General features: G+C 62.2%; 9 protein-coding genes. All 9 read left to right on the forward strand.

All coding sequences use genetic code 11. From position 1 onward, the window contains the following. Nucleotides 1-63 precede the first annotated feature (63 nt). Genes CLV74_RS21125 through CLV74_RS21165 form a run of 9 tightly spaced genes read left to right on the forward strand, consistent with a single transcriptional unit; the run spans nt 64 to nt 10,656 of the window. Nucleotides 64-3,822: a nitrate reductase subunit alpha gene (locus CLV74_RS21125; RefSeq protein ID WP_106268680.1), complete on the forward strand. Its 3,759-nt coding sequence runs from the start codon at nt 64-66 to the stop codon at nt 3,820-3,822. Then, nucleotides 3,819-5,345, forward strand: coding sequence for a nitrate reductase subunit beta (gene narH / locus CLV74_RS21130; RefSeq protein WP_106268682.1), 1,527 nt, complete (start codon nt 3,819-3,821; stop codon nt 5,343-5,345). The genes CLV74_RS21125 and narH overlap by 4 nt, the downstream gene beginning before the upstream one ends. A gap of 2 nt (nt 5,346-5,347) precedes the next feature. Further along, nucleotides 5,348-6,058, forward strand: a complete 711-nt coding sequence (gene narJ / locus CLV74_RS21135) for a nitrate reductase molybdenum cofactor assembly chaperone (protein ID WP_106268699.1) — start codon at nt 5,348-5,350, stop codon at nt 6,056-6,058. 11 nt (nt 6,059-6,069) lie between these two features. Then, the gene (gene narI, locus CLV74_RS21140) at nt 6,070-6,837 is read left to right on the forward strand and encodes a respiratory nitrate reductase subunit gamma (RefSeq protein WP_211299098.1); all 768 of its coding nucleotides are present in this window, start codon (nt 6,070-6,072) and stop codon (nt 6,835-6,837) included. Nucleotides 6,838-6,842: 5 nt separating this feature from the next. After that, nucleotides 6,843-7,640 (forward strand): peptidylprolyl isomerase, encoded by a 798-nt coding sequence (locus CLV74_RS21145; protein WP_106268687.1) that lies wholly within the window; start codon nt 6,843-6,845, stop codon nt 7,638-7,640. A 14-nt stretch (nt 7,641-7,654) separates the two neighbouring features. Further along, nucleotides 7,655-8,212, forward strand: a complete 558-nt coding sequence (locus CLV74_RS21150) for a hemerythrin domain-containing protein (protein WP_106268690.1) — start codon at nt 7,655-7,657, stop codon at nt 8,210-8,212. Nucleotides 8,213-8,215: 3 nt separating this feature from the next. Continuing rightward, the gene (locus tag CLV74_RS21155; RefSeq protein WP_106268692.1) at nt 8,216-8,848 is read left to right on the forward strand and encodes a carbonic anhydrase; all 633 of its coding nucleotides are present in this window, start codon (nt 8,216-8,218) and stop codon (nt 8,846-8,848) included. Next, entirely contained in the window at nt 8,845-10,122 is a 1,278-nt protein-coding gene (locus CLV74_RS21160) for a molybdopterin molybdotransferase MoeA (protein WP_106268694.1), read from the forward strand. Before CLV74_RS21155 ends, CLV74_RS21160 begins: the two co-directional genes overlap by 4 nt. A gap of 12 nt (nt 10,123-10,134) precedes the next feature. Next, nucleotides 10,135-10,656: a DUF2478 domain-containing protein gene (locus CLV74_RS21165; RefSeq protein ID WP_106268696.1), complete on the forward strand. Its 522-nt coding sequence runs from the start codon at nt 10,135-10,137 to the stop codon at nt 10,654-10,656. Nucleotides 10,657-10,823: the final 167 nt, after the last annotated feature.

Raw genomic sequence — 10,823 nt, forward strand, 5'->3', positions numbered from 1 at the left:
TCAGTTGATTTCCCGGGCGGCGGAGCTCGCCGCCCGGACCCAGACACCCGAAAGGACAGCCAAATGAGCCATCTGCTCGACAAACTGAACTTCTTCCAGAGCAAGGAACTGGAGCAATTCTCCGACGGTTGGGGTCAGACCACCCGCGAGGATCGCAGCTGGGAAGACACCTACCGGAACCGCTGGCGGCACGACAAGATCGTCCGCTCGACGCACGGGGTGAACTGCACCGGGTCGTGTTCGTGGAAGATCTACGTAAAATCCGGGATCGTCACCTGGGAAACCCAACAGACCGACTATCCGCGCACCCGTGCGGGCCTGCCCAACCACGAGCCGCGCGGCTGTGCGCGGGGAGCCTCCTACAGCTGGTATCTCTATTCCGCGAACCGGGTGAAGAACCCGTTGATCCGTGGTGCGCTGATGCGGGCGTGGCGGAAGATGCGCGAGACGATGACGCCGGTGGCCGCCTGGGCCGCGATTCAGGGCGATCCCGCCCTGCGCAATTCGATCAACAAAACGCGGGGCAAGGGCGGCTTCGTGCGGGCCACCTGGGACGAAGCGACCGAGATCATCGCCGCCGCCAACGCCTACACGGCCAAGACCTACGGGCCCGACCGCGTGTTCGGCTTCTCGCCGATCCCGGCCATGTCGATGGTCAGCTACGCCGCCGGTTCACGCTACCTGAGCCTGCTGGGCGGTACCTGCATGTCGTTCTACGACTGGTACTGCGACCTGCCGCCAGCTTCGCCCCAGACCTGGGGCGAACAGACTGACGTTCCGGAATCGGCCGACTGGTACAATGCAGGTTTCCTGATGCTTTGGGGCTCGAACGTGCCCCAGACCCGGACACCCGACGCCCATTTCTACACCGAGGTCCGCTATCGCGGCACCAAGTCGGCCGTGGTCAGCCCCGACTATTCGGAAGCCGCCAAGTTCGGCGACATCTGGCTGAACCCGCAGGCAGGCACCGACGCGGCGCTGGCAATGGCGATGGGTCACGTGATCCTGCGCGAATTCCACCTCGACCGGCAGGCCGAGTATTTCGAGGATTACGCCCGCAAGTATACCGACATGCCGATGCTGGTTCGGCTGGATGAAAAGGACGGCCACCTCGTGCCGGGCCGGATGCTGCGCGCCGACGATTTCGACGGCAAGCTGGGTGAGAAGAACAACCCCGACTGGAAGACCGTCGCCTATGACGAGACGTCTGGCCAGATCGTGGCACCCAACGGGTCCATCGGCTTCCGCTGGGGTGAAGAGGGCAAGTGGAACCTCGAAGAGCGGGCAAAAGGGGCAGAGGCCAAGCTGCGGCTGAGCCAGATCATGGATGGCGACCACGACGAGGTCGTGGGCGTCGACTTCCCTTACTTCGGCGGTGCAGCCACGGGCGATTTCGTGAAATGCGATCACCCCGAGGTGTTGACCCGGAACATTCCGGCGCGGCGCGTGAAACTGGCCGACGGATCCGAAGCGCTAGTTGCCACCGTGTTCGACCTGTTCTGCGCCAACTACGGGCTGGATCGGGGTCTTGGCGGTGACTGGGTGTCCAAGGATTTCAACGACGACAGCCCCTACACCCCGGCCTGGGCCGAAAAGATCACCGGGGTGGAGCGCGAAAAAATCATCGCGGTTGCGCGGGAATTCGCGGGCAATGCCGAAAAGACACATGGCAAATCCATGGTCATCCTCGGGGCCGGTCTGAACCACTGGTACCACATGGACATGAACTACCGCGGCATCATCAATATGCTGGTGATGTGCGGCTGCATCGGGCAGGAGGGCGGCGGCTGGTCACACTACGTGGGGCAGGAGAAGCTCCGCCCGCAGACCGGCTGGCAGCCTCTAGCCTTCGCGCTCGACTGGAACCGCCCGCCGCGGCACATGAACTCGACCTCCTGCTGGTATGCCCACACGGACCAGTGGCGCTACGAGACGCTGCGCGCAGGCGAGATCCTGTCGCCAACGGCGCCCGAGGGCGATTGGGACATCTCCCTGATCGACTACAACATCCGCGCCGAGCGCATGGGCTGGCTGCCGTCCGCCCCGCAGCTCAAGACCAATCCTCTGGAAGTCTCGAAAGCCGCAAAGAAGACTGGGAAGGAGATCAAGGACTACGTCGCCGAACAGCTGAAATCCGGCAATCTGGAAATGTCCTGCCAGGATCCGGACGCCCCGGAAAACTGGCCGCGCAACCTGTTCGTCTGGCGGTCTAACCTTCTGGGGTCGTCCGGCAAGGGGCACGAATACTTCCTCAAGCATCTCTTGGGCACCGACCACGGGGTGATGGGCAAGGATCTGGGCGAGGAAGGCGGCGTGATGCCGAAGGAGGCCCGCTGGCACGACGAGGCACCGAAGGGCAAGCTCGACTTGCTGGTCTGCATCGACTTCCGCATGTCCACGACTGCGGTGTATTCCGACATCGTCCTGCCGACGGCCAGCTGGTACGAGAAGGACGACTTGAACACCTCCGACATGCACCCGTTCATCCATCCGCTTCAGGCGGCGGTGGACCCGGCCTACGAGTCGAAATCGGACTGGGAGATCTTCAAGTCGATCGCCAAGAAGTTCAGCGAAGTCGCGCCCGAGGTGCTCGGCGTGGAGACCGACATCGTCCAGCTGCCGCTGCTGCATGACACGGCCGCCGAACTGGCGCAGGCCCATGTGAAGGACTGGAAGAAGGGCGAATGCGACCTGATCCCGGGCAAGACCGCGCCGAACTACATCGCGGTGGAGCGGGATTATCCGAACCTCTACAAGAAGTTCACCTCGGTCGGGCCGCTGCTGGAGAAACTCGGCAACGGCGGCAAGGGGATCAACTGGGACACCAAGACCGAGGTCAAGCATCTGCGCGACCTGAACGGGGTCGTGCTGGACGAGGGCGTGTCCAAAGGCCAGCCGAAACTCGATACCGCCATCGACGCGGCCGAGATGATCTTGATGCTCGCCCCTGAAACCAACGGCGAAGTGGCCGTGAAGGCCTGGGAAGAACTTGAGAAGCCCACGGGGCAGCACCATACCCACCTCGCGGAGGGCGCCCATCACACCAAGATCCGTTTCCGCGATATCGCCGCGCAACCGCGCAAGATCATCTCGTCGCCCACATGGTCGGGCATCGAGAGCGAGGAGGTCTGTTACAACGCCGGCTACACCAACGTCCACGAGTTGATCCCTTGGCGCACCCTGACGGGCCGCCAGCAGCTCTACCAGGATCACGAATGGATGCGTGCCTTCGGCGAGGGTTTTGTCAGCTATCGCCCGCCGGTGGACCTGAAGACGATCACCGCGGCCGTCAACAACGACGCGGCCGAGGGCAGTCCCCATGTGGTGCTGAACTTCATCACGCCCCACCAGAAATGGGGCATCCACAGCACCTACACCGACAACCTGCTGATGCTGACGCTGAACAGGGGCGGCCCGGTGGTCTGGATGTCCGAGGTGGACGCGCAGAAGGCGGGGCTGGTCGATAACGACTGGGTGGAGGCCTACAACACCAACGGCGCGCTGACCGCGCGGGTGGTGGTGTCCCAGCGGATCAAGCAGGGGACGCTGTTCATGTATCACGCGCAGGAAAAGATCGTGAACACGCCCGGTTCGGAAAAGACCGGCAATCGCGGCGGCATCCACAACTCGGTGACGCGCGCCACCCTGAAACCCACGCATATGATCGGCGGCTACGCGCAGCTGTCCTACGGCTTCAACTACTACGGCACCGTGGGCAGCAACCGCGACGAGTTCGTGATCGTGCGGAAAATGAAGAAGATCGACTGGCTCGACAAACCCGCAAGCCGGTCCGCAACCCAGAACGTGGAGGCCGCGGAATGAGAGTTCGTGCGCAAATCGGCAAGGTCCTGAACCTCGACAAATGCATCGGGTGTCACACCTGCTCGGTCACCTGCAAGAACGTGTGGACGACGCGTGAAGGTGTCGAATACGCATGGTTCAACAACGTCGAGACCAAGCCCGGCACTGGCTATCCGACGGACTGGGAGAACCAGAAGCGCTGGAACGGCGGCTGGGTCCGCTCGGCCTCGGGCAAGCTGCATCCCAAACAGGGCAGCAAATGGCGGATCCTGGCGAACATCTTCGCCAACCCGGCCATGCCCGAGATCGACGACTACTACGAACCGTTCGATTTCGACTACGACCACCTGAAATCCGCGCCCGACATGACCGCGTTCCCGACTGCGCGGCCGCGTTCCAAGATCACCGGCGAGCGGATGGAGAAGATCGAGAAGGGACCGAACTGGGAGGAAATCCTCGGCGGCGAATTCTCCAAGCGCTCGCAGGATTACAACTTCGACCAGGTCCAGAAGGACATCTATGGTGAGTATGAAAACACCTTCATGATGTATCTGCCGCGGCTCTGCGAGCATTGCCTCAACCCGACCTGCTCGGCGTCCTGTCCCTCGGGGGCCATCTACAAGCGCGAGGAGGACGGCATCGTCCTGATCGATCAGGAGAAGTGCCGCGGCTGGCGGATGTGCATCTCGGGTTGTCCTTACAAGAAGGTCTATTACAACTGGGATACCGGCAAATCCGAGAAATGCACCTTCTGCTATCCGCGGATCGAGTCCGGCCAGCCCACGGTCTGTTCAGAAACCTGTGTCGGGCGCATTCGCTACCTGGGCGTGATCCTTTATGATGCAGACAAGATCGAAGCTGCGGCCAGCGCCGAGCGCGAGACCGATCTCTACGGCGCGCAACTGGATGTGTTCCTCGATCCGAACGACCCCGAGGTGATCGCCGCGGCCCGCCGCGACGGTGTGCCGGAGGACTGGATCGAGGCGGCGAAGGTCAGCCCGGTCTGGAAGATGGCGATGGACTGGAAGGTCGCCTTCCCGCTGCACCCCGAATACCGGACGCTGCCGATGGTGTGGTACATCCCACCACTGTCGCCGATCCAGAACGCCGCGCAAGCGGGCCAGATCGCGATGAGCGACCAGATGCCCGACGTGCGGTCGCTGCGCATCCCCGTGAAGTACCTCGCCAACATGCTGACGGCGGGTGACGAGGAACCCATCGTTCACGCCCTCGAACGCATGTCCGCGATGAGGCTCTACATGCGGGCGCTCAGCGTGGACGGCGTGCGGGACGAGGCGATCGCCGCCCGGGTCGGCATGTCGGGCCGGGTGATCGAGGACATGTACAAGATCATGGCCATCGCCGATTATGAGGACCGCTTCGCGATCCCCACGGCGCACCGCGAACAGAACGAGCATGGCGCCGACATCCGCGGCGGCTGCGGCTTCACCGACGGCAACGGCTGTTCCACCGGCGAGGCGGGCAAGACGACGCTATTCGGCGGCAAGAAGAAGAAATTCGCCCTTCCGCAGGAGACCTTCTGATGATGGACCGTTCCCTCAAGTCCCTGTCGCTTATCCTGAGCTATCCCTCGCGGGAACTTCAGGAGGCGATGCCCGATATCGGCACCGTCCTTGCCGACGATCCCCGCATCGCCGCTGATACACGAGCTGCGCTGCGCTCGTTGGCCGATGGCTTCGCAGAAGCCGACCTCTACGATCTGCAGGAGAGTTATGTGATGCTCTTCGACCGGTCGCGAACGCTTTCGCTCAATCTCTTCGAGCACGTTCATGGCGAAAGCCGGGATCGCGGCGGTGCGATGGTCAGCCTGATCGAGACCTACCGGGAGGGCGGATTCGAACCCGCCACCTCGGAACTGCCTGATCATTTGCCGGTGCTGTTGGAATTCCTGTCGACGCGTCCCTTCGCAGAAGTGCAGGAAACTTTGGCGGACGCGGCGCATATCCTCGATGCTCTCGCTGCCCGGCTTGTCCGGCGCGACAGCGGGTATGCCGCCGCGTTCGCCGCTCTTTCCCAGCTCGCTGACATGCAGGCCGACGCCGAAGCGGTGGCCGACATGCTGGCCCAGCCCGATGATGACCCGACCGACCTCGCGGCGCTGGATGCCGTATGGGAGGAAACCGAAGTTACGTTCGGCCCCGATCCGAACGCAGGTTGCCCGCAAGTCCGCGACATGCTCGCGGCGATGGACAAACCGAGCCGCCGCGCGATGGATGCGCGGCTCGCGACCGAATAATGGAGGCAGACATGCATAACTTTCTTTTCGGGATTTATCCTTACATCGCGCTGTCCGTTCTTCTGATCGGATCGGTCGTGCGCTACGAACGTGACCCCTTTACGTGGAAATCCTCGTCGAGCCAGATGCTGCGCCGCAAGCAGTTGATCATCGGTTCGATCCTGTTTCATGTTGGTGTCCTGGTGATCTTTGTCGGACATCTCGTTGGCCTGCTGACCCCAATCGCAATCTTCGACGCCATCGGCATCAGCCACGGGGCAAAGCAGCTTCTGGCCGTGATCGCTGGCGGCATCGCCGGTGTCATGGCCCTCGTGGGCGGTGGGATGCTCATGCACCGCCGCTGGACCGACCCGCGCATTCGCAAGACGTCCAGCTTTGCTGACATCGCCATTCTGGCGCTGCTGCTGGCACAATTGGTGCTTGGTTTGGGGACGGTGTTCGTGTCGCTCCAGCATCTCGATGGTCACGAGATGACCAAGTTCATGTCTTGGGCACAAGGCATATTCACCTTCCGGTCCGGTGCTGCGGCGCAAATCGAGGGTGTGGCCCTGATTTTCAAACTGCACCTGTTCCTGGGGCTGACGATCTTCCTGGTCTTCCCGTTTACAAGGCTGGTCCATATCGCTTCGGGCATCTTCGCACCGCTGCGTTATCTGTTCTTGCGGGCAGGCTATCAGCTTGTCCGTTCGCGGCGGCATCGCCCGCTTGAAGAACGCCGCCGCGCCTATGACAAGGTGCAAGCCAAGCGCGGTCCATCCGCCACGACGCCAGCGGAGTAAGCCAGATGAACGTGGCCCTGTTTCCCGATGTCGTCGTGAACGGCGAAACCATCCCCTCGGCGGCAATCGCTGCCGAGGCACAAAACCACGACGCACCGAAAGGAAAACCCGGCATTGCCTGGCGCAAAGCGGCCAATGCTGTGGCGGTACGGACCCTGCTGTTACAGGAAGCGCGCCGACGCGACTTGCAGCCGATGCCTTTGGAAGTCGATCCGGGCCGGTTCGAGACAGACGAGGAGGCCCTCATAAGGGATCTCCTCGAAACTGCCCTGAGCGTTGCGCCGCCATCGGACGAATCTGTGTACACGGAATGGGCACGCGATCCCTCCCGCTTTCGGTCGCCGCCACTTTGGGAAGTTTCGCATATCCTGTGCGCCTGCGACCCTCGAGATGACAAACAAAAGAAAGCGGCCGAAGCCCGTGCGACCGATCTTGCCGCTCGCGCAAGCGCCAACCCGCACGACTTTGCGAAGCTCGCGAAGGACAATAGCGATTGCGGCTCGAAATCATCCGGCGGTGCCTTGGGTCAGGTGGGGCCCGGCGATACCGTGCCAGAATTTGAAGAGGCGTTGCGCAAACTCAATGAAGGGCAAATTACCGCCAAGCCCGTCCTCACTCGCCATGGATGGCACATCATCCGCATGGACGCTGTCGCAGACAGTGCCGAACTGCCATTTGAAATCGTGCGTCCCAAACTCGCAGAGGCAATGGAAAAGGCGGCTTGGGCCCGTGAGGCCCGGTCCTTTGTCACACGTCTAGTCGCGACGGCCACCATTTCCGGCGCGGATCTTCAATCAGTCTAGACCGGGAGGTCATCATGAAGAATGAATTGTCGAACATCCGCCGAGGCAACGTCGATATTGAGCCGACCAACCTCGAACTGATGGAAAACCCTCTTGAATTCATCAAGGAAGACCATATGCACATGCGGTCGGTCTGTGAGTCAATTGACCATCTCGCGCAAGCAGAAGTGCCAGATCGAGTGCAGTTATCCAGGATCATCTCATTTTTGGACCATGAATTCGGCCTGCTCATTCACGATGAAGACGATGACCTCCGTGAATTGCTTCTCAAAAGATGCTTGCCGGAAGACAACATTGCTTCGACTCTCGACCGGCTGAAGGACGAGCACGTATTGCTCTCTGGTATGCTTCCCCTCTTGAAGTCGCATCTGGCAAGTATTCGGGACGACGAGCGTGCGGCCACAGAGCCCGAGGCGGACGATCTTCGAGAATTTGCTGATCGCTTGCGCAGGCACCTCCTGGTCGAAAACGCAATCATTCTTCCCTTTGCACGGGTCCGGTTGACCAATGATGACATCGTTCTGTTGCGGAACGCGATGATCAGGCGCCGCATCGATGACATGCAGGCCTGAATAATGCTGGAAATGCTGATCAAAAAAAACATAGCATGGTCCGGTGAACAGCATGAAGCTGATCCAGATTATTTTTCCCATCTCGCAGAAATACAGGAGCCAGAATTTTTCTGGATTGGCTGTTCAGACAGCCGCGTTCCCGCGAATGTAGTCGCGGGCCTCGACCCAGGAGAGGTGTTTGTCCACCGTAACGTCGCCAATGTGGTTCATTCCAGCGACATGAACCTCCTCTCAGCACTGGAATTCGCAGTTGAGGCGTTGAGAGTCCGCGAGATAATCGTCTGCGGCCATTACGGCTGTGGCGGTGTGAAGGCCGCAACCGAGGATCTGCCCCATGGGCTGGCCGATCACTGGCTGGAACCGATCCGGCGCCTGGCCCGCGCTTACGCGGTCGATCTGGGACGCGAACCCGACCTCGAAGCACAACGCGATCGGCTGTCCGAACTGAACGTGGTCGAGGGCGTGCGGCGTGTCTGCGAGACGCCGATCCTTCAGAGGGCATGGCGTCGCGGTGCCGATGTCCGCGTGCACGGCCTGATTTACGGGCTCAAGGACGGGCGCCTGCGAGATCTCGATTGCAGCGTCGGGCCCGGGCACTTCCAGTCTGCCCATTCCGCCGAGGAGGCAGCACAATGACCATCCATCAAGCCATCGCGTCTCCGGGCTGCGGCTGTGACAGTCAGGACATGCTTCACGCGCTGATCAGCATCGACGAGGCCCTAGGCCGGATTGCAGGGCACGTATCACCGGTCGGCCGAACCGAGGCCCTGTCGCTCGACCACGCCTTTGGCCGCATTCTCGCTCAGCCGGTCCGGTCCCGGTCCATGGCACCGGCTTTCGATAATGCGGCGATGGATGGTTATGCGATCGCCACATCGGCCCTGGCTGGCGCCGGACCTTGGGTACTGCCGGTCGTTGCGCGCGTGCCTGCCGGGCAGGCGGTGACGATGCCGGTCGCAGGAGCGGTTGCGGCCCGGATCTTTACGGGCGCGCCAATCCCCAATGGCGCGGACGCGGTCGTAATGCAGGAGGACGTCCTGCGTGACGGGGACGTCATTCATCTGTCGCGCCGACCTGTGCCGGGTCTGAACATCCGCCGTGCGGGCAGCGACATGGCCAAGGATGCGACCGTTCTGGACAAGGGGCAGAGGCTCGGCCCGAGGGAGATTGCCGCCTGTGCCTCCGCCGGTGCAGGCATCCTGCGCGTTCGGCGCCGATTGCGCGTGGCACTTCTGATCACCGGCGACGAGGTTCGGCGCGCCGGAGGCGCGCGTGAGGCCGCCCAGATCTGGGACGTCAATACGCCGATGCTGACGGCAAGCCTTGCAGCCGCGGATGTGGACGTCGTTGCCTCGGCTCATGGTGCCGACAACCTTGCAGGCCTTGTCCGTCAATTGGGTGACTTGGCGGCGCAGGCCGATCTTGTCATCACCACGGGCGGTATCTCGGTGGGCGAAGAAGACCATGTTAAACCAGCCGTCATGGCGCTCGGAGGCGAAACCCTGTTTAGCGGCGTCGCGATCAAACCGGGCAAGCCGGTGTCGGTCGGGCGCATCGGCAAGGCGCACTGGCTTGGATTGCCCGGTAACCCGGTATCGGCCTTCGTCACATGGCAGGTCTTCGGACTGGCGTTGGTCCGTGCTCTGAGCGGCGAGGGGCCCATCCCGACCCGGCGGCATGTCGTGACCGCAAGCCCAATCCGCCGCAAGCCCGGGCGCTGCGAACTCCGACCCGCCACGCTGGCCGGTTTCGATGCCCATGGTCGCGAGATCGTCTGTTTCGAGGATGCCACACATTCGGCCCGTGTCGGGCTGCTCTCTCTAGCGGACGGGCTCATGTTTCTGCCCGCCGACGCCGAATGTCTGCCAGCCGGTGCGCTGGTCGAATTCCAACCTTTCTGCCAATCCTGAAGGAGCCCGGACATGAAACTTGCCTACACGATGGCGCCAGGACGCGGCGATACGGATCTGGTGCTTGAACGGCTGGCAGCGAACCTGGCAGCCCGGGGACTCAGATGCTGCGGCACTGTACAGATCAACAGCGAGCGCGCCGATGCCGGCCCCTGCGACATGGATGTGCGGGTGCTGCCCGATGGTCCCGTTCTGCGCATCAGCCAGGACCTCGGGTCGCAGGCGCGGGGGTGCCGCCTCGACCCGGCCGCGCTGGAAACGTCGGTCGGGCTGGTCAAGGTCAGCCTGTCCTCCGGCGCGGATCTGCTGATCGTCAACAAGTTCGGAAAGCACGAGGCGGAGGGGCGGGGGTTCCGCGACGTGATCGCCGAGGCGGTCGCGATGGAGATCCCCGTTCTGGTCGGACTCAATGCGCTCAACCGACCGGCCTTCGAGAGTTTCGCGGAAGGGCTGGCAATCCAGTTGCCGTCCGAACCCGCAGCGCTGATGGCGTGGGTAAACGAGGTGACAGCGTCGGCGGACGAACTGGTCTGATTTCGGCCGATCGTCGGAAATTGCTTTTCGTCTTTCGGAGATCAAGGCCGGCGGTCACTGAAAAAGAGCATGGGCATTGCCAACTTGCTGAAGCACCTGAGGGCGTCTAGCGTTTTGGCATGATGATACCAGCTGAGATGCCGCGCCTGAAAGGCTATCGTTTCCCA

The organism is Donghicola tyrosinivorans (assembly GCF_003003355.1).
In the GTDB taxonomy this organism is placed as follows: Bacteria; Pseudomonadota; Alphaproteobacteria; order Rhodobacterales; family Rhodobacteraceae; genus Donghicola; species Donghicola tyrosinivorans.

What these genes read in the sequence shown, in the direction of transcription:
- CLV74_RS21125 (WP_106268680.1), top strand. Translation starts at nt 64, where the DNA reads ATGAGCCATCTGCTCGACAAACTGAACTTCTTCCAGAGCAAGGAACTG.
- CLV74_RS21155 (WP_106268692.1), top strand. Translation starts at nt 8,216, where the DNA reads ATGCTGGAAATGCTGATCAAAAAAAACATAGCATGGTCCGGTGAACAG.
- narH (WP_106268682.1), top strand. Translation starts at nt 3,819, where the DNA reads ATGAGAGTTCGTGCGCAAATCGGCAAGGTCCTGAACCTCGACAAATGC.
- CLV74_RS21160 (WP_106268694.1), top strand. Translation starts at nt 8,845, where the DNA reads ATGACCATCCATCAAGCCATCGCGTCTCCGGGCTGCGGCTGTGACAGT.
- CLV74_RS21150 (WP_106268690.1), top strand. Translation starts at nt 7,655, where the DNA reads ATGAAGAATGAATTGTCGAACATCCGCCGAGGCAACGTCGATATTGAG.
- CLV74_RS21165 (WP_106268696.1), top strand. Translation starts at nt 10,135, where the DNA reads ATGAAACTTGCCTACACGATGGCGCCAGGACGCGGCGATACGGATCTG.
- CLV74_RS21145 (WP_106268687.1), top strand. Translation starts at nt 6,843, where the DNA reads ATGAACGTGGCCCTGTTTCCCGATGTCGTCGTGAACGGCGAAACCATC.
- narJ (WP_106268699.1), top strand. Translation starts at nt 5,348, where the DNA reads ATGGACCGTTCCCTCAAGTCCCTGTCGCTTATCCTGAGCTATCCCTCG.
- narI (WP_211299098.1), top strand. Translation starts at nt 6,070, where the DNA reads ATGCATAACTTTCTTTTCGGGATTTATCCTTACATCGCGCTGTCCGTT.